Genomic DNA, 24,716 nt, shown 5'->3' on the forward strand with positions numbered 1-24,716 from the left:
CAAATGTCAATGGGAAATCTAAACAAACGTTTGATTAAACCGTTTTCTTATACAAAAAGCATGGATGAATGAATCATCCACGCTTTTATTATCCACTATAATATTGTTTAAAAATCATGAATTAATTGAGCTAATGTACGTACCATAACGCCTGTTGCACCAGAAGGACCATACGAACTAGCGCCGTTTGTTGTAGCCGTTCCAGCAATGTCCAAGTGAATCCAAGGGGTGTTTTCCGCAAATTCTAATAGGAAGGTTCCTGCCATAATCGCATGTCCTTCTCGTCCTGGTGAGTTGTTCAAATCCGCTACTTTACTGCTTCTCACCTTCTTTTTATCTTTTTCTGCGATAGGCAGTTGCCAAATCATCTCACCAGTCTGTTGACTTGCATCCTTTAGCTTCTCATAAAAAGCGGAATCATTCGTCATTGCACCTGTTGTATGTGTTCCTAAAGCTACAATAACACCACCTGTTAACGTTGCTACATCAACTAAATAGGAAGCTCCATGGTGTTTAGCATACGTTATGGCATCTGCTAGAGCCAGTCGTCCTTCCGCATCTGTATTCAATACTTCAATAGTTTTTCCGCTCATAGCTGTAATCACATCATCTGGCTTAAATGCCGTTGCGCTAATTACGTTATCCGTAGATGGAATGACCATTACAACGTTTTGCTTTGGTTTTGTTTCACCAATCACTTCCATTGCTCCTAACACCGATGCTGCTCCGCCCATATCCGTCTTCATCCCAACAATCCCGGATTTTGACTTGATTGAGTAGCCACCTGTATCGAAGGTAATACCTTTTCCTACTAGGCCGATAACATCCTTCCACTCACTTTTCCCTTGATATTTTAATGTAATCATTTTAGGAGGTTCAGTAGATCCTTGGTTAACGGCGAGTAAAGCTCCCATCCCTAACGTTTCCATCTCTTCTTTTTCAAGAATTTCGCATTCAAACCCATACTTATCGGCTAATTTTTGAGCATAATCAGCTAAATCTGTTGCCGTTAGCATATTACTTGGTAAATTTACGAGCGTACGGGCTGAATTTGTAGCTTTACCATACACATAACCGCGCTCAAAAGCACTCTCGATATTATTAGAAGCAATGATATTTATTTTTTCAAGCTGAACGCTTGGTAGATTCGAGCGCTTCTTATAATGTTCAAATTCATATGTAGATAGCTGACTCATTTCACCTAATAAGCGTGCAGACATTTCTTCACTAATAACAGAGGTTGTAAAAGTAGAAAGTGCAATAGTCACTTCTGTTAACTGACTTACCTTAATACGTTGAAAGAGCTTTCCATATGCTTCTTTTAAGGTTTCCTCTGTCAGTCCGCTGTTTCTACCTAAGCCGATAAAGATTAGACGCTTCGCTCCTATCTTGTTAAACGTTGGAATAACTGAAACCTGCTTTTCATTAACGTTGATGTCCCCTGCTTTTACAAGCTGTGAAAGATAGCCATCAAACATCCCATTGATTTCTTCTAGAGGTCCTTCAAATGAATCATTTTTATGAAAAACACCTACTACTAGCGCTTCTGTTTCCCTTTCTAAATTTAGATTAGTATGTAACTGAAACATCTATAATCATCCTTTCATGTTCGAATCTCTTAAAAGCTACAGAGCTCTTTATATGTAACATTGTCTCATGAAAAAATAAAAATAACGAGTACATTCATTTATGTCTAATTTATAGCAACCAAAATAAAACACCCATAACATATGGGTGTTAGCGAACTGAATTAACTTTTTGCCTAAATACCTGCATCGATTTGTTTTCATTAAGCGCGGTTAACTGTTGTTCAGACAAGGTTCCCTTCCCTTTTTCAACTACGTACACGCTAAGCTCCTTTTTACCCCACATCTCGTAAACATCATCTACTGTTTCAAAATATAAATCTAAATGATTACCTTTAATTGCTCCACCTTTATCCGCTACGACACCATATCCGTATCCAGGAATAAATAAAATCGTACCAATTGGAAATATTGATAAGTCTGCAGCGATTGTCGAATATAAGTCTCGTTTTACTTTTACACCTGAATATGTGATTCCGTAACTTGGATCTGTAGGATTTTTACCTGTTGATTCATATCCTGCTGTATACCCTGTCGCTAATACGATATGACTTGGGTAAGCTGACCAATCAAAAGCTTCTTCAATTTCTAATGGTTCCTTCTCAGAAGCATTCACTCGAAGACTATGATTAACAGTTGTAGAATCAGCCCATAACAGACTTTTAAACAAGACGGTAACGGGTACTCCTGTGACAGCTTCATAGGTTGTCAGCAATGCCCCTACAACAAGTAAAGACATGACAATACGCTTTATTAGTGTTTTAATCATTTGACTCTTTCCAACTCCTCCCACGAATCTATTTGTTTCCAAAGGAAAGTCAAATTATGCGTAGAAAGAGCAAAAACCCCCTTTCTCATGAGAAGGAGTTCTTTCAATAATACATGCTTAAAACATTTGGTATCCTCTTACTCTAAGCATTTTGATTGCTACCCCTGCCATAAGAGCACCTAGAAAACCAGATAGCAAAATCACGATATCTGCAGTTGCTAATGACAGAAATCGTTCACCTAGCTGAGCCACTGATGCTAACGGCTCTTGGACATATTTGGCTGCTCGTACTTCATCCACAATCAAAATCACAATAATTGGGTACGTAATTGCCATAATCCACGACATTCTTAAGAGCATATTCAATAAGAAACCGATTCCAAAAAACAAAACAAAAAATAACAGCATCGAAATAATTAATTCTGGTACACTCATTGCCATTTTGACCCATCTCCCCGTCCTTCTTTCTTTAAGTGTACTTAAGTCCACAAACAGCGTCAATAACAGAATTTTTCGTTTATTACACATAAAAAAGGAGATTCGCCAGAATCTCCTTTCACAGGCTGTTGAGAAACTTTGTTCTCAACAGCTTTTTTATGTCTGTCTTTTTTTATCAGTGGTAACACTGATAAAAAAAGACTGGAGTTGATGAAACATGATGGGTGCACTTAAAAATCATCGAGATGAACAAGTGATGGTTTCTGTAGAAGATTTAGTTCCTGCCAATCACTTTTTGCGTACAATTGAAGCGACAATTGATTTTAGCTTTATTGAAGAAAAGCTTCTTCCTTATTATTGTGAAGACAATGGACGTCCTTCCATTCATCCCATTACGCTATTCAAAATGATGTTTATTGGCTACTTTTATGGCGTTCGTTCCGAACGTCAACTTGCCAAAGAAATTCAAACGAATGTGGCGTATCGATGGTTCTTAGGCTTATCGTTAACGGATGCCGTTCCTCACCATTCGACGATTAGTTTTAATCGCCGAACACGCTTTTTAGATACGACGATTTTTGAAGACATTTTTGATGAAATTGTTCGCCAGGCGATAGAACATCGCATGGTTGGTGGACGTGCTTTAATGACAGACTCGACTCATATCAAAGCGAATGCGAATAAACATAAATATGAAAAACAACCAAAGAAGTCCCGCCGACAAGCGTATATGGAAGAGTTAGAAGCAGCCGTCAACGAAGATCGTCTTGAAAACGGAAAAAAGAACTAAGTCCTCGAAAGGAAGGCGTTGCCTTACAAAAACAAACCCGCATCAGTACAACGGATCCCGATAGTGGTTTTATGATGAGAGATGGAAAGCCAGATGGCTTTCATTATTTAGATCATCGAACGGTGGATGTCAAACATAATATTATTACAGATACCTGTATTACAGCTGGCAATGTGGCTGACTCTGTTCCTTATCTTGACCGCCTTGACATACAAATAAAAAAGTTTCGCTTTTCTGTTGAAGCTGTTGCATTAGATGCCGGGTATTTTACAAGCCATATTTGTAAACGCCTTTCTGAAAAAGGGATTTTTATGGTGATGGGCTATCGGCGTTTTGGATCGTCAAACAAAGACGTGCCAAAACGTCTGTTTCACTACGTACAGGAAAAAGATGTATTCGCTTGTCCAATGGGGTGCATTTTATCGTATGCGACTACCAGTCGCACAGGAGATCGTACATACAAATCAAATCCAAGTGATTGTGCCGTTTGTCCAATGAGAGACGGGTGTTTTTCCGCTTCCCAAAAACAACGCGTGGTGACACGTCACATTTGGGAGAGATTCAAAGAACAAGCGCGTCTAAACAAGCGCACAAAAGCAGGTAAACAACTTTATCGTATGCGTTGCACGACGATTGAGCGTAGCTTTGCCGACGCAAAAGAGCTAAATGGGTATCGATATGCCCGGTATCGAGGGCTGAAGTCTGTCCAGATGCAGGCGTATCTGACGGCAGCTTGTCAAAACATGAAAAAAATCGCCCATTACCTGACCAAAACAGGTCAGGTAATGGGCGATTTTTATGGAAAACGACGATTTGTTTGTGAAATGTTTACTTGTTTCACTATAAAAAATGAAAAGAGCCTCAGATTGACGAGAACCTTACAGGTTTCTCGTCAATCTGAAAAAGGAGATTCGCCAGAATCTCCTTTCACCAATTTATTAGAAGAAATTAAATTTCCCTTTTTTAAGAACTAAACCTGCTCCACCCTGTAGGAATAAAGAGCGGTTATCAACAACTTTTTTCATAAATGATGCGCTTGAACCAAATAATTTACGGCCATACACAACTCCAATTGCATCATCATGTCCTAAAGAACATACCGTACCTTTTAGATCTGCTTTAAATTCTTTAAGCTCTTTTTCGCCACGAATTAAGCGTGCGATATTTTCCGCACATGTCTCACCCTGCTGCATAGCTACCTGAGCTGTTGGTGGGTAAGGACGGTCGTTTTCAGGATTGATCATAAACGAGCAGTCTCCTACGATAAATACATCCTCATGGCCTGGCGCTAACAGAGAGTTGCTTACCTTAACGCGACAACGGTTATTTTCAAACCCTGCTTTTTCAATAATATGACTTCCTCGAACTCCAGCTGCCCATACAACGGTTGCTGATTTAATTTCTTCAACTTGATCATCTTTTTCAACTAAGATGCCTTCTTCTGTACATTCCTTGATTGCTGTACCGATTTTGAATTCGACACCTTTTCTCTCAAGTTGTGTCACCGCATATTCAACCAGTTCTGGATCAAAACCTGGTAAAGCCGTTGGTGCAGCTTCTACACAGATAATGCGGACTTTTTCGCGTGGAATATCAAATTCTTTACATAGCTGAGGAACGCGGTTTGCCAACTCACCAACAAACTCAATTCCAGTAAATCCTGCACCGCCAACAACGATTGTTAATAACTCATCGCGCTTTACAGGTTCATTATTGTACGTTGCAAATACGTAATCAATATGTTCGCGAATTTGACGTGCAGCATTAATATTAGCAATTGAGAATGCATATTCTTTTAACCCTTTAATTCCGAAGGTTTCAGATTCATACCCTAATCCAACAACTAGATAATCATACTCGAGTTCACTGTTTTCTAAAATAACACGTTTTTCTGCAGTATTAATGTCCATTACAGTGTCTTTTACAAAGTTTACTTTTCCCGTATTAATTAAACTTTTCACTGGAAACCTTGAACGATCGTGATGTAATGTACCTGCTGAAACCTCATGTAACCATGTTGTTTCATAATGGTAATCATTTTTATTAACGAGCGTAATCTCCGCGTCGTTGGTACCTAATTTCTTTTGTAAATGAACGGTTGTCATAATCCCACCGTAGCCAGCACCTAAGACAACAATTTTTGGCTTTTTCATTGAATGGTCATCCACCTTTTTTAGTTTATAGTTATCAAATATTTGTGTTAAAAGTCATAAAGTTATAAATAAGGTCTACTTTTTTATGTTAGTGTAAACAAGAAAAGCTGTTACTATCCATTTCTTTTCCCGGTTTTACCTTATTGTATTCCATATAGTTTGTGAATTATTTCACGTAAGATGACATACTAAAACCTTACTGAAACGATATTATATCTAGAAACATATTATGCTTTTTTAAGCTATTTTTCAATACCTATTCATTGATTTATAAGCTTTTTAATTTTCACTCTCTTCACTATAATGGAAATTTTATTAAATTGTTTTCTTCTTTTTCCATATGTATGAAAAGGGTTAAAAAGTTTTCTTTCTTCGTCAGTACTTTATAATAAATTTTTATCTTTTAATTGTGCTATCATAACAGTAGACTTCTTTAACCTAAATTAACGAATGAGGTGACTAAATCATGAAAGAAGATAAACAAGTATACGATATCACCATTATTGGTGGCGGTCCTACAGGCCTATTTACTGCATTTTACGGTGGAATGCGCCAAGCTAGTGTAAAAATTATTGAGAGCCTACCTCAATTAGGAGGCCAACTTTCCGCTTTATACCCTGAAAAATATATTTATGATGTTGCTGGATTCCCAAAAATTCGTGCACAAGAGCTTGTTAATAATTTAAAAGAACAAATGAAGCAGTTTAACCCAACTGTTGCGTTAGAACAAGCAGTTGAAAAAGTAGAAAAGCAAGCAGACGGTGTTTTTCGATTGACGACTAATTCAGAAGTTCATTATTCAAAAACAATTATTATCACAGCTGGAAACGGTGCTTTTAAACCTCGTAAAATCGAGCTAGAGAATGCAGAGCAATTTGAGAAAGCAAACTTACATTATTTCGTTGATGATATGAATGTGTTTAAAGGACGCAAGGTATTAGTATGTGGCGGCGGTGATTCTGCAGTAGATTGGTCATTAATGCTTGAACCAATTGCAGAGCAAGTTACTCTGACACACAGACGTGATAAATTCCGTGCGCACGAGCACAGCGTAGAACAATTAAAAAACTCCAAAGTGGATATTAAAACACCATACATCCCAGTAGAATTTATTGGTGAAGATCGAATTACACAAGTCGTTCTTGAAAATACCAAAGGTGAAGAAAAAATTGTGGTAGATGTTGATGACGTCATTGTGAACTTTGGCTTTGTTTCATCGCTAGGTCCAATTAAAGAATGGGAGTTAGAATTAGAAAAGAATACAATTGTCGTTAACTCCAAGCAAGAAACAAATATTCCTGGAATTTATGCAGCTGGAGATATTTGTACATATGAAGGAAAGGTGAAACTAATTGTTGCTGGATTCGGCGAAGGCCCTACGGCCGTTAACAATGCAAAAGCATACATTGATCCAAAAGCTCGCCTACAGCCAATGCATAGTACATCAATGTTTTCTTAATAAAAAAGCGAATGACCATTGAATGGTCATTCGCTTTTTTTTAGGGCTTCCGCTAGTACATGTAGTCCTTTTTTATCTTTCGTCTTTAACTTAACCTCATATTTAAACTCTTCTGGATGAATTAGATTTGTTGATACCTCATAGTTCTTCAACCTGCTTATATAATCGTGATACGGCAACAGGTTAAACGGCGATCCCACACTTTGAAAAATCAGCTGTGCCGCTTCTTGTTCTTGAGTATCTGAATATAGAATTGCTAACTGTTTGTTGGAATCTAAAAGTAGGGGTGTAGTCTTTATTGGCAATGATGTGGGGATATGTTGGATAAAAATCATTGATTCAATTTTATCTTGCTTCTGAGATTTCATCGGAATAAACCATGCAGTTAGTTGTTGAATCATTTGCATTAAGCGATTTTTTCTAAAAAAAGCCCCGTAGCTATAAGCATTTGTTCGTAGTGTATTGTTTTCTTCTACCAAACTTCGCACCTCCTTAAAAGCCAGTCTAAATAAAATCGGATTTTATATGTAAAATTATAAATAATTCTGATAATTAAGTCAATTAAAATAACATATCAAGTTATGTTTTGTCACATTCATTTCATTTTATACCTTATTCATTGTAAATATACTTGTTGCTTTTCATATAATGTGTCAGAACTTCTAACAATCATATAGAAAACGAACCCTTTTATATATATGATAAGGTCAAATCATAAATCTTACGTTAAAAATTGAAATAGATAAGATGATGTTATTTATGCAAAGCCAAAATACCCAAATAAAAAGCAGCTCTATTTATTAGAATAGAGCTGCTTTTAGCACCTTATTAACACTCTTCCGGTGTACCAGCGTTCGCTGCCGTGCGGAATGAAGATCCACAGCCGCATGATGCAATGGCATTTGGATTATCAATTGTAAATCCTCCACCAAGCATAGACTGCTTATAATCAATCTTAACTCCTTTTAAAATCGGCATACTTTCTTTATCAACAAGAATTTGAATGCCATGTTGCTCAAACTGCATATCGTCTTCACTAACTTCGTGTGCGAAGCCCATTCCGTATGATAAACCTGAACAGCCTCCTCCGTTAATCGTTACGCGAAGGTAAGCATTCTCTTCTTCATGTTCTTTCATCATATCTTTTATTTGAAAGCTAGCCGCTTCTGTAATTTCTAGGATATCTTGACTCATAGTTAGATGACCTCCTTTTACCTATAAGTATACGCTGTGAGTACATGATGAACAACTACTCTGCTTTCAGTTCTTAATAGTAATAAACGCCATCACAAATAACAACTGCTGGACCTTTCATTAGTACATGGTTATTTTCTTTCCATGTAATGGTTAAGTCTCCACCCGCTAAGTGAACAATTGTGGGAGTATTTTTTTGCGTAAGATTATTTAAAACAGAAGAAACAACTGCTGCACATGCACCGGTTCCACAAGCTTGCGTTACACCTGAACCTCTTTCCCAAACGCGGAAATGCATTTCTGATTCATTCATAATCTCTACAAATTCAACATTTACACCTTCCGGAAAACGTGGATCCTTTTCAACCACTGGTCCTAATGTATGAAGAGGTGCTTTTTCAATATTTTCTACATAAAATACAACGTGAGGATTTCCCATCGATACAGCTGTACCTATAAGCTCTTCGCCACCGAACTCCATTTTCTCTGACACGATGCTGTTACCTTCAAATCCAAGCATTGGAACTTCAGCTGGCTTTAATTTTGGTTTCCCCATATCAATTGTTACTTCATTTACTTTTTTATCCTGCAAATGAACAGTCGCATGGACAAGACCTGATAATGTTTCAATTGTAAACTCTTCTGTTTCTACTAAATTATGCTCATATGCATACTTAGCTACACATCTTAAGCCATTCCCACAATTTTTTGCTTCTGAACCATCGTTGTTAAATACGCGCATTTTAACATTCCCTTTAGTAGAAGGACAAATTAGAATCATCCCATCTGACCCGATGCCCGTATAGACGTTTGATACCTTAATAGCAACAGAAGCTAAATCTTCTTCCGCAATATGCTCTTCAAATAGATTGACGTAGATATAATTATTTCCAAGCGCGTGCATTTTTGTAAAAGCAAATTTTTTCATTTAATCACCCATTATTTTTTAGTATGGTCTTAGTATAAAATCATTCAATGTAGGAAACAATAAGAACATCCCCCGTTTCCAAACTCTTTAGCCAAAATGGTTAAGGAGTTTTTATTTTTCTATCACAAACATTACAAAAGACCCAAAAAACGAAACAAAAAGTGTATAATATAGTTATAAAGAATCATTAAACTTCAAAAGGAGGAAATGAATTGGAAACCCTACATCCTCTTTATGATAAAAAAATCGCTTGTGCTTTGTGTAGCCACAGCTTTTATTCTAAAAAAGTCCGATCTCGCTTTTTAAAGGCTCAAAGATACGATACTGATTTTTTTATTTATTATGAAAACCCAAAGCTGCACCCTATCATATATGATGTCGTAATCTGTCCAAAGTGTGGATATGCGAGTACAGAACAATTCTCAAGACTTTTTCCTCCAGGTAGTGCAAACCAAGTTAAGGAAAAGGTCACAAAAAATTGGAGCTACCAGCCATATGATCAAGAACGAACGTTGCAACAAGCAATAAATGCTTACAAGCTGGCTATTTATTGTGCCAACATAAAAAAAGAAAAGTCATCTGTACTCGCAAGCCTCACGCTACGAGTAAGCTGGCTATACCGACTGCTTGATGACATCCAACAAGAGAGAGCTTTCGCTTTACATGCATTAAAGTGCTACACCACAGCATATTTAGAAGAAACATTCCCTTCTAACAGTAACGAAGTTCGATTGTTATATATTATAGGAGAACTAAACTATCGGCTCGGGTTTCAGCAGCAGGCGCTTCTCTATTTTTCAGAAATTATCTATAAACATAAAAATCATCCCGATCGCAAAACATTTGAGCGAACTAAAGAAAGATGGCATGAGATTCGTAGCATATCATAGCAAAACAGAAGCGGTAATGCCTATAGGCATTACCGCTTCTACTTTTACTCTATATTAAAACATTGGGTTCTCTTCCAAATGTGTGTAGATAGCTGCTACTAATTCTTCTGGTGTGTCAGCAGCTACAACATCCCCGTTTACTAAAGCAAAAGGAGACCGTGCACATTTTCCACAATAACCCAAACATCCATACTCAACAATATCTAAATTCGGATCTTTTTCTAACTCTTCCAACGCAAGCTGAGAACCGCTAGCTAAATTGCTGATACAAAATTCAATAATTGGTTGAATCACTATTCTCACCTCTCTACTAATTGTTTATCCTACCTTGTTTTTAAAAAGACGTCAAATATCCAAACTGCATGCTGATAAGGAAATTATGTTGAAACATATTGTGGTTTTTATTCAATTTAGTTATACTTTTATGTGAATACAAACAAAACAGGTTATATTAAATTATTATTTAAGTAAAATATGCTATGCAAAATCGAATGCGATTGACGTATCGGTTTCGTTTTGTATGCCTATATGTTTTAAGCAATTCAATTAGTATAGAGAGAATAAAATGTCTAAACGTAAAGGGGAAATCCAGATGAAGAACCTTGTGATACTCGGTGGAGGATATGGTGGTATGCGTGTCCTACAGCGACTTTTTCCAAATCAACTGCCAGAGGATGTACATGTAACATTGGTTGATAAAGCACCTTATCACTCATTAAAGACTGAATTCTACGCGTTAGCGGCTGGAACCATTTCAGATCAGCACGTTCGCGTTTCTTTCCCAGAGCATCCTCGTTTATCTATTCGCTATGGCTTCATTACAAACATTGATCTTGAAAATAACCAAGTTCACCTTGAAGACAACGAAGTCCTCCATTATGATGATCTAATTATCGGACTAGGGTGTGAAGATAAATATCACGGCGTGCCGGGCGCACCGGAGCATACATACAGCATTCAAACAATCGACGCTTCTCGCGCTACATATCAAGCGTTAAACAATTTACCTGCTCATGCAACCGTATCGATTGTCGGAGCTGGTCTTAGCGGTGTTGAATTAGCTAGTGAGTTAAAAGAAAGCCGTTCTGATTTAAATATCATGCTATTCGATAGAGGAAAATTAATTTTATCTTCATTCCCAGAACGTTTGAGCAATTATGTTCAAGACTGGTTCACTTCTAACGGTATTGAAATTGTGAACAACGCCAATATCACGAGAGTAGAAAAGAATACTCTATACAATCATGATGAACCAATTAAAAGCGATGCGATTGTGTGGACAGCCGGCATTCAACCAAACAAGGTCGTTAGGGATTTAAACGTTGAGAAAGACACTCAGGGTCGCGTAGTCTTAACAAAATATCATAATCTGCCTAACAATGAGAATGTCTATGTATTGGGAGACTGTGCTAGCTTACCACATGCTCCTAGTGCTCAACTAGCTGAGGGGCAAGCAGAGCAGATTGTTCAAGTGTTAACAGCACGATGGAAGAATGAAGAGCTACCTACTGAGTTACCAACGATTAAACTTAAAGGCGTATTAGGCTCTTTAGGAAAAAAACACGGATTCGGATTAGTAAACGATCGCGCAATTACGGGTCGAGTTGCTCGCTTATTAAAGTCAGGTATTTTATGGATGTATAAATACCATAACGGTTAATAAAAAAACGCCTAAAAGGCGTTTTTTTATGCAGACACAAATCCATATTTCTCTAATTCTTCAAAAATACGCTTTAGCTTTGGATTCCCTTCTCCAACAATCTCATTGTTAATTAGAATAACTGGATAAAACAAATCTTCATCAATTACTTTTTGCGAGAACTCCTGTTTCTCTTTTTCATCCACAGGTGGGTTATAAATATCGATATAACGTATGTTAAATGATTCATTCGGGTATTTTCGACTAAGCGCCGCCTCAAGCCACTCCTGTGTGTCTTTTGAAGATGGTAAATTCACGCAGCTTGCACAAATAATTTCTGCTCCATATACACAAATCTCAACGTTGTTTTTTTCCATATTTGTTCCCCCTATTCCCATGCTATGGCTCTTTCAATAAAGAAAGCTTCCACTCTATCTTATCTTTATTGTACACAAAAACTATTTAAAGAACATCGTTTTTCAAGTTGAACGAACGTAATCAAAGATTCTTGAATAGATTTTTTATGTAAGAGCGTTTATAATGTAACTAGAGAAGGAAAGGAGTCGATAATCATGGCTGAAATGGAAATGCATGAACAAGTACAAGAAGTATTAGATAAGCTTCGTCCATTTTTACTTCGCGATGGTGGAGATTGTGAATTAGTCGACGTTGAAGATGGCATTGTAAAATTACGTCTTCTAGGCGCTTGTGGCAGCTGCCCAAGTTCAACAATCACGCTAAAAGCAGGTATTGAACGTGCTCTTTTAGAAGAAGTACCTGGTGTTGTAGAAGTTGAACAAGTTTTCTAATGATCCCTTATATAACAAACCCTCAAGCGATGCTTGAGGGTTTTTGCTTTAGTTTGTTACAACCTGAGCGTCTACATATACACCTTTTGTATCAATACCTACTACGTCAACTTCACAATGAGATAATTTTATAGCTAAATGCTTAGCAATGTCTTTTCCTTTTCCAATAGGTGCTAAGCATAATACACTTGGCCCCGCTCCGCTCAGCGCTGTTCCGTAAGCTCCTAACCTTTTAGCTTCTACTCTCGCAATGGCTAGCTCTGGTACCAATTTTGTTCGATAAAGCTCATGGTATAAATCTTTTTCCATAAATGTTCCTACCGCTTCAAAATCACGATTCATCAGTGCAGACACAAGCATATTCCCAATTGCTCCGGCTTCTACTGCTGTTCGATAATCAATTACCTTCGGCAAAGCATTACGGGCATCAGCTGTTTTTAATTCGTATCTCGGAATAATCATTATTACTTCAGCTTGTAAGTTGGGAATATGATTGATATACGTTTCATCTTCATGATGATATCCAATCACGACGCCTCCATAAATAGAAGGACTTACGTTATCCGGGTGACCTTCCATTAGGCTGCTAATTCGCAGCTTGTCTTTTTGCGATAAATTAAGCTTAGCAAGCTGATTAGCAAGTTCAATACCTGCAACAATTGCAGAAGCACTGCTTCCAAGCCCCCTAGCTAACGGTATATCGCTTGAGACATACACTTTTGCTGCTGGAAGAGTTACTTCATATTGCTTTGCTACATCTTCGGCAACCTGATACACTAAGTTGTCCTTGCCTGTTGGTATTCCTTCAACATCAGCTGTCTTTGGTACAAATACCCACTGTTCAGCTGGCTCCACTGTTAAAATCAAGTAGCGCCCAAGAGCGATTCCAATGGAATCAAACCCGGGCCCTAAATTAGCAGAGCTCGCTGGCACTGTGATTTTAAAGCGGTCAAAAGTTAACATGAAGCGACAACACCTTCAATATATTCAAACACTTTTTCTTCTTCATTTGGCAATACAACTGGCTTAACATCATGTGCGTCAATTGCTACGTTCGGATCTTTTAATCCATTTCCAGTTAGCACTGCTACTACTGTTGAACCTTTGGCAATTTTCCCTGATTTTACGTCTTTTATTACACCAGCGATTGATGCACAAGACCCAGGCTCTGCAAAAACACCTTCTCTTCTAGCAATTAAGCGATATGCATCTAAAATTTGCTCATCCGTCACTTCATCAATTTTGCCTTTTGATTCATTAGCTGCATTTACCGCATAATCCCAGCTTGCTGGATTACCGATACGAATTGCTGTTGCAATTGTCTCTGGATTTTCAATTACTTCGTTTCGAACGATTGCTGCTGCTCCTTCAGCTTCAAAACCGTGCATAAGAGGCAGACCGCTCTGATTACGCTCATTATACTCTTTGAAACCTTTCCAATATGCTGTAATATTCCCGGCGTTTCCAACAGGAATTGCTAAAACGTCAGGTGCCTTTCCTAACTGTTCACAGATTTCAAAAGCTGCGGTTTTTTGCCCCTCAATTCGGTAAGGGTTCACAGAGTTTACAAGAGATACAGGTGCTGTTTCACTAAGCTTTCGAACCATTGAAAGTGCTTGATCAAAGTTTCCTTCAATTGCTACAATTTCTGCTCCGTACATAACAGCCTGAGCAAGCTTACCCATTGCAATTTTTCCGTTTGGAATAACAACGATACAGCGCATGCCTGCACGTGACGCATAAGCTGCTGCTGCTGCAGACGTATTACCAGTAGATGCACAAATGACTGTGTTACTTCCTTCTTCTTTTGCTTTTGCAACGGCCATGACCATACCTCGGTCTTTAAATGAACCTGTAGGGTTTAGACCTTCTACTTTTACATGCAAGTTAATGCCAAGTTCTTCCGATAAATATGGAAGATGAATAAGCGGCGTATTTCCTTCATGTAGTGTTAACATTGGTGTTTCTTCTGTTACTGGCAAGAACTCTTTATATTGGTGTAATAAACCTTTCCACATTATACGATGCCAACTCCCTCTACTCGATAACTGCTTTTTACGTTTTCAACGATTGGTAAGTCTCTTAATTGTTGTAAAATTTCTTCATAGTCTTTTTGAGATGTTTTATGTGTTACAACAACGATCTCTGCAAGTTCGCTTCCTGTAACCGGTAATTGAATAATTTTTTCAAAGCTTACGCCGCGTTCAGAAAATAATGTTGTTAATTTAGCAAATGCGCCTACCTGATCTTTTACGTGAATACGTAAGAAGTGTTTAGAAAACTTTTGGTCTTCTGTTTTCAACTGTTTTGGGAATTGAGGCGTTACGGCACTCTTTCCATTGACCCCTAATCTCAAGTTTTTCATCACGCCCACAAGATCCGATACAACTGCAGTTGCTGTCGGTAAACTACCCGCTCCAGGACCATAAAACATTGTTTCTCCAACCGCTTCTCCATACACATAAACCGCATTGTACTCATCGCTAACTGATGCTAATGGATGTGTATCCGCTAATAACGTTGGCTGAACACTTACTTCGACGTTGTCTCCGTCTCGATGCGCGTATCCAATTAATTTCACTGTATATCCTAATTGTTTACTATATTGTAAATCTTCTTCCGTTACTTCCGTAATACCTTGAACCTGCACATCATCAAGGTCAATTTTCATTGAGAAACCAAGCGTAGCTAGAATCGCCATTTTTCTTGCTGCATCCAAGCCTCCAACATCAGAAGTAGGGTCTGCTTCTGCATAACCTAGTTCTTGTGCTTCTTTTAGCACTTCTTCATATGCGCTTCCTTCTTTTGTCATCTTTGTTAAGATAAAGTTTGTTGTACCATTTACAATTCCCATCATTTTTGTAATACGATCTGAAGCTAAACCATCTGCAAGTCCACGAAGAATCGGAATTCCTCCAGCAACACTTGCTTCATAAAATAAATCGCAGCCATTTTCTGATGCAACCGTTAATAACTCAGAACCGTAAACTGCCATCAAATCTTTATTTGCTGTTACAACGTGCTTTTTATTACGAAGAGCCGTTAAAATATAGTCTCTTGTTTCCTCAACGCCACCCATAACCTCAATAACAACATCTACGTCTGGATTATGAATGACATCCTCTACGTTTGTTGATAATTTCTCACTACTAATCTCTACATCTCTAACTTTATCAATATTTTTAACTACCACTTTTTTAACCGTTACCGGACAGCCAACTTGGTGACTTAACTTATCCTGGTGATTTTCAATAATTTTAACTACTCCACTACCAACCGTTCCTAACCCTAATAATCCTACTGAAATACTTTTTGTCATATTATTCACCTCTATGTTCTCTTCACGTATACATTTGTTTTCTTATAGTGGACATTATAGACCCTATTTTTCTTTTTTACAAGACTTTACTTTAAATTTATCTCTTTATTTGTTGAATAAAAAGACAAATTTAAATTTTTTAAATATTTCATTTCCTTATCATAACACGTATTTTCTTGTTTTTTAACATACAAAAAGCATTTCTATAAAAGAAATGCTTTTATTCTTTAACCTTGAGGCACAAGCTCTCTATTAATGATGGTAGATGGGAAATGCCCTGCTAAAACAGCTTCTATGTTTTGTACCGCTAATTTAATCATACTTGTGCGTGTTTCTACCGTCGCACTTCCAATGTGAGGTAGTGCCACTACTTTTGGGTGCATGGCTAACGGGTGTGAACCATCAATTGGTTCATTCACAAAGACATCCAGTCCTGCTGCTGCAATCTCCTCTTCATTCAACGCTTTTAACAAAGCGGCTTCGTCCACTACATCACCCCGAGAAACGTTAATAAACATCGCAGATTTCTTCATCTTTTTGAATGCTTCCTCATTAAACATGTTTTCAGTTTGTTTTGTTAAAGGTGTTAAGCACACAACAAAGTCAGACTTCTCTAATACATCATCCATTGATGCATATGTAACAGGTAACTTGCTTTCAGCTTGTTCATTTCGAGAACGATTGTGATAAAGGATATTCATATCAAAACCTGCTGCTCTCTTCGCTAGCACTTCACCAATCTTTCCCATTCCAACAATTCCAAGCGTTTTATGATGAATATCTCGACCAGCTAACAAATATGGGCTCCAGCTTGTCCACTTATTTTCTTTAATATGTGCTGAAGCCTCTAAAATATTTCTAGCCGTTGTCATAAGAAGCGTCATAGCTAAATCTGCTGTGGTATCTGAAAGCACATCAGGCGTATTACAAACATAGATTTGACGCTTTGTCGCTGCTTGGATATCAATATTATCAAACCCCACAGCTAGATTCGCAATTACTTTTAAATTAGTGGCTTCCTTTAATAATTCTTCATCTACTCTATCAGATAAAACCGTTAAAAGCCCATGAGCTTTTTTTGCTTTTTCAGTGAGTACATCATGAGGTACCGGGTCTTCTTCTGAATGCCACATCTCTACTTCAGCCACTACGCGTAGTGGCTCCACGAACTTCTCCGGTATATTCCTCGTAATAAAAATAAACGGCTTGTCCATTATCTATCACCTCATTGATTTTTAATTACATAACATGACGCCTTATTGTTTACCGCAATAGGCGTCACGTCGCATTATCTTTATATGTCTTTACTATACTTATACCACTTAAACACCGCTTGATAACCACCCTACTTCTGGTATATGGTACCGTGAAGTAGAAATTCCAACGGATTGATAAAACTGCTTTAAAAATCGCTCATAATGGGATGAGTGATCTAAGACAGCTTCTAGCTGCTTATAATAGCCTTGCTTTTGTTCTTCGCTTTGAACACTATAATATCCTTCTACCACTTCAAAATAATGCACAGGGAACAACAGTCTCGCATATAGAAGACGCCACGAAAATGATGAGAGTGGGTTAATACGTTCGTATTCACTTAAAAAGTAATGCAACTGATGTGGATTTAGCTCATAGGATGATAAATATTGTTCACGAATATACTCTGCTAAGTCTCTGCTGGGATGATCAAAGACCCAATCCACTGGGAGTTTATAGATATACTGGCTTCCCCAAGTCGTCTGTCCAAATCGGTGATGACAAATTGTAGCTGAGTCTACTGCTCTTGGCAAATCATCAATTTCTGTATCCACTAAATACTGAATGGCATTCTCTGCTAGCCCTAGATAGTATGGAAAGCTTTCGAGAAATTTCTTTTCAATTTCTTGATTAGGCAAAGCTCTCAATCGTCCATACCAAAACTCTTCCATTTGATCTAACCGCTTTTCCCACAATGATTTCCATTGACCTAACCGTTTTGAATGTTCAACTTCATAAGGAAACATTCGACCGCGCTGATGAAATTCTGCTAGCTCTGAACCAATGACAAACTGTTCATTTCGCGGTGCGGCTATCGATCGGCAAATCATAAACTTTAAATCATCTGATTCTGTAATCATATTTCCTTCTAGATTTGGCATAAATGTAGAGATATAACGGTCACCTTGGCTCATGAGAAACTGACTCATTTGATACAACTCGTTCAGCTCATCTTCTTCCACTTGATTTAAATGAATAATCGTATACAAGATGTCTCGATATTGGAAGGCTTGATAAGCGCCCAAAGTCAACAATTCATCAGGGTGTAAACCATAGCCTTCATAAATTGCTTGCTTCACGTACATCCCCTCATTTCATTGATCAAAGTTTTCCCATAAAGAAATTCAATACTTGTCATAATATTTATGCGCAATCGAATAGATTAGAATTACACAATTTATTATGATTTCCTCCGAGTGAGTCATACTAGAAGATGTAATGATATGCTCACCAAATCGTGAAGTACATGATTTACTTCTAAACATATGCTTCTGTATTCCTTTAAGCATTAAAAAATAAAAAGAAATTAGGTGATGATACTTGGAGAAAAAACACCAGCAAAGTGAAATGGAAAAAACAGCAAGAGCGTGGCTAACAAAACGTGGTGTCACAGTAAGAGATATTGCTGATCTTGTTTTTTATCTACAAAAGAAATACCACCCCAATTTAAACATTCAAGAATGTGAGTACAATGTCGAGCGCGTCATCTCAAAACGCGAAGTACAGAATGCAATTCTTACAGGTATTCAACTAGATATTTTAACGGAAAAGAAACAGGTTGAAGAGCCGCTCTTATCAATTTTAGAAAAGGACGAAGGCTTGTATGGCATAGATGAAATCTTAGCGCTATCCATCGTAAACGTGTATGGCTCAATCGGCTTTACAAACTATGGATATATTGATAAGCAAAAGCCAGGGATACTGGAAGAATTAAACGATAAATCGTCTGGAAAATGTCACACATTCCTTGATGATATTGTTGGTGCTATTGCTGCAGCTGCCTCGAGTCGTCTGGCACATCGAGCTGAAAATGTTGAATAAAAAAAGAGAGTGGTTCAATTTGAATCACTCTCTTTTCATTCATTATATTTTATCCATCCATTCTTTTAGGGAATCAACAGCATAAGTTGGCTGCTTATCATACCCCTTAAGTAGCTCTTTTGTTGTTACCCCAGTATGAACTAATAAAGTATCTAATCCTGCTTTCATTCCAGCTAAAATATCTGTATCATAATAATCGCCTACCATAAGAGTGTCTTCTTTCGGTGTTCCAATTACTTCTAACGCTTGCTCCATAATAATACTTTCTGGCTTTCCAATGAAGACTGGTTGTGTTTGAGTAGAAACCGAAACAACCGACGTTATAGAACCGTTTCCTGGAAGTAAGCCTCTTTCTGTTGGAAGTGCAATATCGCCATTTGTCGACACAAAAAATGCACCGTTACGGACGTTTAAACAAGCTTTTGCTAGCTTCTCATATGTAATTTCTTGATCTAAGCCAACGACTACAAAGTCCGTATCTTCATCTTGAATTGTGAACCCTTTTTCAGTAAGCGCATGGCGAATCCCTTCTGCACCAATTACATATACTGTACCGTTGGGTTTACGGTCATGCAAATAATTAGCCGTTGCTTGGCTTGTTGTAAACACTTGATCTTCTGTTGTGGGAATTCCGAAGCTTTCAAGCTTTTCTGCTACTTGAGCAGGTCTTTTTGTTGAATTATTCGTAACAAATAAATACGGAATACCTTTTTCTTTTAATGCAATGACGAAATCACGCGCTTCTGCAATTAATTCTGTTCCTTTATACATCGTTCCATCTAAATCAATTAAATAGCCTTTATATTGCTTCATAGCTGCCTCCTACTAATTCATTCAATAATAAAAACGCCTTCTTTATTATAAGAAAGCAGATAGAGTTACAATGCGATAATAGCTTATTTTTCCTAAAATCACAAATCAGCTCACAGTTCTTTCACGTTAATTACGAAAAGCTGAAACAGGTCCTAATTCATTTTCTAGATATGTACGAATGCGAGTTGGGAATTGACTTAAAACCTCTTTGTTCTCTTGAACAACATGTATCACTTCATCATGTTTAACATCTAAATAATCTTGTACAAGGACTTTTCGCAAATTAATTACTGCTTTTAAGCCCTGTTCTTCCGAAGTTTCTACTACCTTCTCATCCATAAGAATATCAATGATATCATCATAGCTTCCAGGATCTCTCATAATGAATCCATCAATCATTGCATTACCGACATCTAAAACGTTTTCAATTAAGAGGTGAACAACTCTTTCTAACGCTTTTTTCTCGATAGTACTTTCCCACTTAGATTGTTCAGAAAAAACAACTAGGTGCTGCTCATAAAAACGTAGTATGTGTTCAATCTTTTGACGATCTACAAAGTACATGATGTTTCCTCCTAACGCTTCGCTTATAAAATTTTCTAGCAGGCTTCTCCCCACTTTTCTTTTTTCATTTGATATGATAAAAGTATGGAAAGAAGGAAGGAGCAAGAGAATGAGCGAACGCTTTTATTTATATGATGATGTAGTGAATACAAAAACACGATTTGTTAGCTTTATGGGTGAAAATCAACGGTTTGACCTTGCTATCATTCAGTCTGATCGCTATTATGGCAAGCATCTTGTCTTAGATATTCAAGGGGGACGCTTTGCTATTATTGGCTCAGATGATTTAGAGGAACCAAATTATTTAGAGCACATATTTAAGCTTTCAGAAGAAGATGGTCAAGAACTTAGAGAGTTCTTATACGAGGTCATTTAATGAGAAAGGCAGCGGAAAGAAAGTACATCTTCTGCTGACCTTTTTTATTTATTTACTTTTTTCAGTACAAAATACGCACAGCCAAAATTACAATATTCGTGTAAATAATCTTGAATTGTACTTATTTTTGTATCATATGTAGCTTTTTGATTACGGTCATCAAAAAAACCTTTTAAACGCAGCTGATTATAGCCCCAATCGCCTAATATATAGTCGTAGCGACTAAGCACATCAATATATCGACTTCGAAAAGCTTCCTCATCAAACCCTTCTCGTTCTTCTTTGATTACTTCATAGCAAACATTATTAACACAAATCATTGTTTCACCTCTTCTCTTCAAAATTACCATACCACATTTTGAAATTTTTTTCTAAACAATCGTTTGATTAAAAAACATGAAAACCAGCAATTTACAGGCAATTTTTTAACCAATCGCCGCAACCTATAGATAGGGAGGTCGTTTACAGTGAAAAAATATTTAATTTATTGCGGCATGTTAACAATGGTTGCATTATCAGGTTGTCAGGCAGGGGGCGAAACAGATAATGAAGCACTATCACCTAATAATCCAAATGCTATTAATGTGGCTGATCATAACGATTTATATAACAAAGAAAAGGATAACGATACCAATTATGGGTACGTACGTTATCAAAAATCACCTGTTGCTAACGATACTGAAAAGGCACAAAACATTGCTACACTTGACCGTGAGGAAGCAGCTGATTCAATTAGTAAACTTAGTTCAGCCATTCCAAATGTGAATGACGTAGCTACGCTTGTGACAGATGAAGACGTGCTAATCGCGTATAAAACAGACGCAAAAGATCGAAATGCTACCGCTGATCAAGTAAAACGGACAGCAATGTCTATTATGCCCCGTTATTATCACGTATACGTATCAGATAACCCACAGCACATTCAAGATATCGAACGCTTCAGTGAAGCAAATACGAAAGACAAGTCTGTGGAAGAGTCCATTCATTTAACCATTAAAGAAATGCTTAAATCTCCTCAAGGTCGTAAGATGAACGATGGTGAGAATGCAAACGGCGAGGGAAAAAACGAATTGAATGAACATGTAACAGATGAAAAGATGAAATAAAAAAGGCGATGGAAACATCGCCTTTTTCCAGGCTGTTGAGAAACTTTGTTCTCAACAGCTTTTTTATGTCTGTCTTTTTTTATCAGTGGTAACACTGATAAAAAAAGACTGGAGTTGATGAAACATGATGGGTGCACTTAAAAATCATCGAGATGAACAAGTGATGGTTTCTGTAGAAGATTTAGTTCCTGCCAATCACTTTTTGCGTACAATTGAAGCGACAATTGATTTTAGCTTTATTGAAGAAAAGCTTCTTCCTTATTATTGTGAAGACAATGGACGTCCTTCCATTCATCCCATTACGCTATTCAAAATGATGTTTATTGGCTACTTTTATGGCGTTCGTTCCGAACGTCAACTTGCCAAAGAAATTCAAACGAATGTGGCGTATCGATGGTTCTTAGGCTTATCGTTAACGGATGCCGTTCCTCACCATTCGACGATTAGTTTTAATCGCCGAACACGCTTTTTAGATACGACGATTTTTGAAGACATTTTTGATGAAATTGTTCGCCAGGCGATAGAACATCGCATGGTTGGTGGACGTGCTTTAATGACAGACTCGACTCATATCAAAGCGAATGCGAATAAACATAAATATGAAAAACAACCAAAGAAGTCCCGCCGACAAGCGTATATGGAAGAGTTAGAAGCAGCCGTCAACGAAGATCGTCTTGAAAACGGAAAAAAGAACTAAGTCCTCGAAAGGAAGGCGTTGCCTTACAAAAACAAACCCGCATCAGTACAACGGATCCCGATAGTGGTTTTATGATGAGAGATGGAAAGCCAGATGGCTTTCATTATTTAGATCATCGAACGGTGGATGTCAAACATAATATTATTACAGATACCTGTATTACAGCTGGCAATGTGGCTGACTCTGTTCCTTATCTTGACCGCCTTGACATACAAATAAAAAAGTTTCGCTTTTCTGTTGAAGCTGTTGCATTAGATGCCGGGTATTTTACAAGCCATATTTGTAAACGCCTTTCTGAAAAAGGGATTTTTATGGTGATGGGCTATCGGCGTTTTGGATCGTCAAACAAAGACGTGCCAAAACGTCTGTTTCACTACGTACAGGAAAAAGATGTATTCGCTTGTCCAATGGGGTGCATTTTATCGTATGCGACTACCAGTCGCACAGGAGATCGTACATACAAATCAAATCCAAGTGATTGTGCCGTTTGTCCAATGAGAGACGGGTGTTTTTCCGCTTCCCAAAAACAACGCGTGGTGACACGTCACATTTGGGAGAGATTCAAAGAACAAGCGCGTCTAAACAAGCGCACAAAAGCAGGTAAACAACTTTATCGTATGCGTTGCACGACGATTGAGCGTAGCTTTGCCGACGCAAAAGAGCTAAATGGGTATCGATATGCCCGGTATCGAGGGCTGAAGTCTGTCCAGATGCAGGCGTATCTGACGGCAGCTTGTCAAAACATGAAAAAAATCGCCCATTACCTGACCAAAACAGGTCAGGTAATGGGCGATTTTTATGGAAAACGACGATTTGTTTGTGAAATGTTTACTTGTTTCACTATAAAAAATGAAAAGAGCCTCAGATTGACGAGAACCTTACAGGTTTCTCGTCAATCTGAAAAAAGGCGATGGAAACATCGCCTTTTTCATTACCCGTTATTTTGCTTTTGCTTTGAAGCAGCATTTACTTGTTCATCCGCATGATAAGAAGAACGCACAAGTGGACCAGCTTCAACGTGGCTAAATCCTTTAGTTAAAGCAATTTCTCTAAGCTCTTCGAATTCACTTGGGTGATAGTACTTCTGAACTTTAATATGTTTCTTTGTCGGCTGTAAATATTGACCGATTGTCATGATATCTACATTATTTGCTCGCAGGTCATCCATCGTTTCAATGATTTGCTCTTTTGTTTCTCCAAGCCCAATCATAATGCTCGATTTTGTAGGAATATCTGGCTGCATTTCTTTTGCACGACGTAAAAATTCTAATGAACGCTCGTATGTAGCTCTTGCACGCACACGAGGCGTTAATTCGCGTACTGTTTCAATGTTATGGTTTAAAATATCAGGGCGAGCATCCATTACCATGCGGAGGTTCTCTTCTACTCCACCCATATCTGAAGGTAATACTTCGATTGTCGTAAATGGATTTTTACGGCGAATAGCGCGAATTGTCTCTGCTAGTACACCTGCTCCACCGTCTTTTAGATCGTCACGCGCAACTACCGTAATAACAGCGTGCTTTAAGTTCATTAGCTGAACTGAATCTGCTACGCGTTCTGGCTCTTCCAAATCTAACTCTGTTGGTAAGCCTGTTTTCACAGCACAGAAGCGACACGCACGTGTACAAACTTGACCTAAAATCATAAAGGTAGCCGTACGACGAACTGCCCAACACTCATGAATATTAGGACATTTTGCTTCTTCACATACCGTATTCAGATTTTTTTCACGCATCATTTTCTTTAAGTCCGTGTAGTTCTCGTTTGTGTTTAGCTTAATTTTTAGCCACTCGGGTTTGCGGACATACTCTTCCTTTGTTGCCATTAGTATCAACTCCATCAATCTAGAAAATGTCTGTAACCTATATGCTGATTGTTAAATTGTCAAATAAAAAATACACTACATGTCACTTTATCATACAAAAGAGCGATTCGACAAGCGCTCTGCACTTATTTATCTCTACTCTTTATCCCTTAATAACCGCAAATGATAGCGCTTTATTTATTGTTCATATAACCTTAACATCATTTTATTTCCATTAATTATTATTTATTAAATTTTTCATCGTTTCACAAACTAATACTATACCTTAATTAGGAAGGAGGAA

General features: G+C 37.7%; 25 protein-coding genes and 2 pseudogenes. 9 read left to right on the forward strand and 18 right to left on the reverse strand.

What is annotated here, in order from left to right:
- Positions 1-107 precede the first annotated feature (107 nt).
- From LZP85_RS17560 to LZP85_RS17570, 3 genes are all read right to left on the reverse strand, one after another.
- Complete coding sequence (locus tag LZP85_RS17560; RefSeq protein ID WP_076512343.1) at positions 108-1,589, reverse strand: leucyl aminopeptidase; 1,482 nt, start codon at positions 1,587-1,589, stop codon at positions 108-110.
- Between the two features lie 148 nt (positions 1,590-1,737).
- A complete protein-coding gene (locus LZP85_RS17565) occupies positions 1,738-2,355 on the reverse strand; it encodes a 3D domain-containing protein (RefSeq protein WP_119543947.1) in 618 nt (205 codons plus the stop codon).
- 117 nt (positions 2,356-2,472) lie between these two features.
- Positions 2,473-2,796, reverse strand: a complete 324-nt coding sequence (locus LZP85_RS17570; RefSeq protein ID WP_025908062.1) for a YuiB family protein — start codon at positions 2,794-2,796, stop codon at positions 2,473-2,475.
- 214 nt (positions 2,797-3,010) lie between these two features.
- Between LZP85_RS17570 and LZP85_RS17575 the strand changes: the two are divergent.
- Positions 3,011-4,383: pseudogene (locus LZP85_RS17575) on the forward strand (IS1182 family transposase); the annotation flags it as partial.
- Between the two features lie 138 nt (positions 4,384-4,521).
- Here LZP85_RS17575 and LZP85_RS17580 read toward each other — a convergent pair.
- Positions 4,522-5,736: an NAD(P)/FAD-dependent oxidoreductase gene (locus LZP85_RS17580; protein WP_078989145.1), complete on the reverse strand. Its 1,215-nt coding sequence runs from the start codon at positions 5,734-5,736 to the stop codon at positions 4,522-4,524.
- A gap of 466 nt (positions 5,737-6,202) precedes the next feature.
- Between LZP85_RS17580 and LZP85_RS17585 the strand changes: the two genes are divergently transcribed.
- Positions 6,203-7,195: an NAD(P)/FAD-dependent oxidoreductase gene (locus tag LZP85_RS17585; RefSeq protein WP_078989144.1), complete on the forward strand. Its 993-nt coding sequence runs from the start codon at positions 6,203-6,205 to the stop codon at positions 7,193-7,195.
- A gap of 26 nt (positions 7,196-7,221) precedes the next feature.
- Here the strand turns inward: LZP85_RS17585 and LZP85_RS17590 are convergent, their stop codons facing one another.
- The 3 genes from LZP85_RS17590 to dapF form a co-directional block, all read right to left on the reverse strand.
- On the reverse strand, positions 7,222-7,674 hold the full coding sequence (locus tag LZP85_RS17590; protein ID WP_025908059.1) for a hypothetical protein: 453 nt from the start codon (positions 7,672-7,674) through the stop codon (positions 7,222-7,224).
- Between the two features lie 349 nt (positions 7,675-8,023).
- Positions 8,024-8,389, reverse strand: coding sequence for a HesB/IscA family protein (locus LZP85_RS17595; RefSeq protein ID WP_119543948.1), 366 nt, complete (start codon positions 8,387-8,389; stop codon positions 8,024-8,026).
- Between the two features lie 73 nt (positions 8,390-8,462).
- Positions 8,463-9,317, reverse strand: a complete 855-nt coding sequence (gene dapF, locus LZP85_RS17600) for a diaminopimelate epimerase (protein WP_025909408.1) — start codon at positions 9,315-9,317, stop codon at positions 8,463-8,465.
- Between the two features lie 212 nt (positions 9,318-9,529).
- On the opposite strand from dapF, the gene LZP85_RS17605 reads away from it, so the two are divergent.
- Positions 9,530-10,207, forward strand: coding sequence for a DUF2225 domain-containing protein (locus tag LZP85_RS17605; protein WP_061785053.1), 678 nt, complete (start codon positions 9,530-9,532; stop codon positions 10,205-10,207).
- A gap of 54 nt (positions 10,208-10,261) precedes the next feature.
- Here LZP85_RS17605 and LZP85_RS17610 read toward each other — a convergent pair whose 3' ends face one another.
- Positions 10,262-10,501, reverse strand: coding sequence for a YuzB family protein (locus LZP85_RS17610; protein WP_025909409.1), 240 nt, complete (start codon positions 10,499-10,501; stop codon positions 10,262-10,264).
- Positions 10,502-10,799: 298 nt separating this feature from the next.
- On the opposite strand from LZP85_RS17610, the gene LZP85_RS17615 reads away from it, so the two are divergent.
- Positions 10,800-11,867 carry an NAD(P)/FAD-dependent oxidoreductase gene (locus LZP85_RS17615; protein ID WP_226639780.1) on the forward strand — a complete coding sequence of 356 codons (1,068 nt, stop codon included), beginning with the start codon at positions 10,800-10,802 and terminating at the stop codon, positions 11,865-11,867.
- Between the two features lie 26 nt (positions 11,868-11,893).
- On the opposite strand, the gene LZP85_RS17620 is transcribed toward LZP85_RS17615, so the two are convergent.
- Positions 11,894-12,223 carry a YuzD family protein gene (locus LZP85_RS17620; protein ID WP_025909411.1) on the reverse strand — a complete coding sequence of 110 codons (330 nt, stop codon included), beginning with the start codon at positions 12,221-12,223 and terminating at the stop codon, positions 11,894-11,896.
- Positions 12,224-12,418: 195 nt separating this feature from the next.
- Here LZP85_RS17620 and LZP85_RS17625 point away from each other — a divergent pair, with 195 nt between their 5' ends.
- Positions 12,419-12,655, forward strand: coding sequence for a NifU family protein (locus tag LZP85_RS17625; protein WP_025909412.1), 237 nt, complete (start codon positions 12,419-12,421; stop codon positions 12,653-12,655).
- Positions 12,656-12,703: 48 nt separating this feature from the next.
- Here LZP85_RS17625 and thrB read toward each other — a convergent pair whose 3' ends face one another.
- The 5 genes from thrB to yutH all read right to left on the reverse strand — a co-directional run bounded on the left by thrB (position 12,704) and on the right by yutH (position 18,307).
- On the reverse strand, positions 12,704-13,618 hold the full coding sequence (gene thrB, locus LZP85_RS17630) for a homoserine kinase (protein ID WP_119543949.1): 915 nt from the start codon (positions 13,616-13,618) through the stop codon (positions 12,704-12,706).
- A complete protein-coding gene (gene thrC / locus LZP85_RS17635; protein WP_025909413.1) occupies positions 13,612-14,673 on the reverse strand; it encodes a threonine synthase in 1,062 nt (353 codons plus the stop codon). The genes thrB and thrC overlap by 7 nt, the downstream gene beginning before the upstream one ends.
- Positions 14,673-15,974: a homoserine dehydrogenase gene (locus LZP85_RS17640; RefSeq protein WP_025909414.1), complete on the reverse strand. Its 1,302-nt coding sequence runs from the start codon at positions 15,972-15,974 to the stop codon at positions 14,673-14,675. The genes thrC and LZP85_RS17640 overlap by 1 nt, the downstream gene beginning before the upstream one ends.
- Before the next feature lie 227 nt (positions 15,975-16,201).
- Complete coding sequence (locus tag LZP85_RS17645) at positions 16,202-17,188, reverse strand: 2-hydroxyacid dehydrogenase (RefSeq protein WP_025909415.1); 987 nt, start codon at positions 17,186-17,188, stop codon at positions 16,202-16,204.
- A gap of 108 nt (positions 17,189-17,296) precedes the next feature.
- Complete coding sequence (yutH, locus tag LZP85_RS17650) at positions 17,297-18,307, reverse strand: spore coat putative kinase YutH (RefSeq protein WP_119543950.1); 1,011 nt, start codon at positions 18,305-18,307, stop codon at positions 17,297-17,299.
- A gap of 268 nt (positions 18,308-18,575) precedes the next feature.
- Between yutH and LZP85_RS17655 the strand changes: the two genes are divergently transcribed.
- Entirely contained in the window at positions 18,576-19,049 is a 474-nt protein-coding gene (locus tag LZP85_RS17655; RefSeq protein ID WP_076512354.1) for a phosphatidylglycerophosphatase A family protein, read from the forward strand.
- Positions 19,050-19,091: 42 nt separating this feature from the next.
- Here the strand turns inward: LZP85_RS17655 and LZP85_RS17660 are convergent, their stop codons facing one another.
- Complete coding sequence (locus tag LZP85_RS17660; protein WP_025909418.1) at positions 19,092-19,862, reverse strand: TIGR01457 family HAD-type hydrolase; 771 nt, start codon at positions 19,860-19,862, stop codon at positions 19,092-19,094.
- A gap of 126 nt (positions 19,863-19,988) precedes the next feature.
- Positions 19,989-20,426 carry a DUF86 domain-containing protein gene (locus tag LZP85_RS17665; protein WP_025909419.1) on the reverse strand — a complete coding sequence of 146 codons (438 nt, stop codon included), beginning with the start codon at positions 20,424-20,426 and terminating at the stop codon, positions 19,989-19,991.
- A gap of 109 nt (positions 20,427-20,535) precedes the next feature.
- Between LZP85_RS17665 and LZP85_RS17670 the strand changes: the two genes are divergently transcribed.
- Positions 20,536-20,802, forward strand: coding sequence for a DUF3055 domain-containing protein (locus tag LZP85_RS17670; RefSeq protein ID WP_025909420.1), 267 nt, complete (start codon positions 20,536-20,538; stop codon positions 20,800-20,802).
- A 44-nt stretch (positions 20,803-20,846) separates the two neighbouring features.
- Here the strand turns inward: LZP85_RS17670 and LZP85_RS17675 are convergent, their stop codons facing one another.
- On the reverse strand, positions 20,847-21,122 hold the full coding sequence (locus tag LZP85_RS17675; RefSeq protein WP_025909421.1) for a YutD family protein: 276 nt from the start codon (positions 21,120-21,122) through the stop codon (positions 20,847-20,849).
- Between the two features lie 147 nt (positions 21,123-21,269).
- Here LZP85_RS17675 and LZP85_RS17680 point away from each other — a divergent pair, with 147 nt between their 5' ends.
- Complete coding sequence (locus tag LZP85_RS17680; protein WP_224840083.1) at positions 21,270-21,908, forward strand: YhcN/YlaJ family sporulation lipoprotein; 639 nt, start codon at positions 21,270-21,272, stop codon at positions 21,906-21,908.
- Between the two features lie 124 nt (positions 21,909-22,032).
- A pseudogene (locus LZP85_RS17685) lies at positions 22,033-23,405 on the forward strand (IS1182 family transposase); the annotation flags it as partial.
- Positions 23,406-23,536: 131 nt separating this feature from the next.
- Here the strand turns inward: LZP85_RS17685 and lipA are convergent.
- Positions 23,537-24,433: a lipoyl synthase gene (lipA, locus tag LZP85_RS17690; protein WP_025909423.1), complete on the reverse strand. Its 897-nt coding sequence runs from the start codon at positions 24,431-24,433 to the stop codon at positions 23,537-23,539.
- Positions 24,434-24,716 lie beyond the last annotated feature (283 nt).

The organism is Priestia flexa (assembly GCF_021441905.1).
Classification (GTDB): Bacteria; Bacillota; Bacilli; order Bacillales; family Bacillaceae_H; genus Priestia; species Priestia flexa.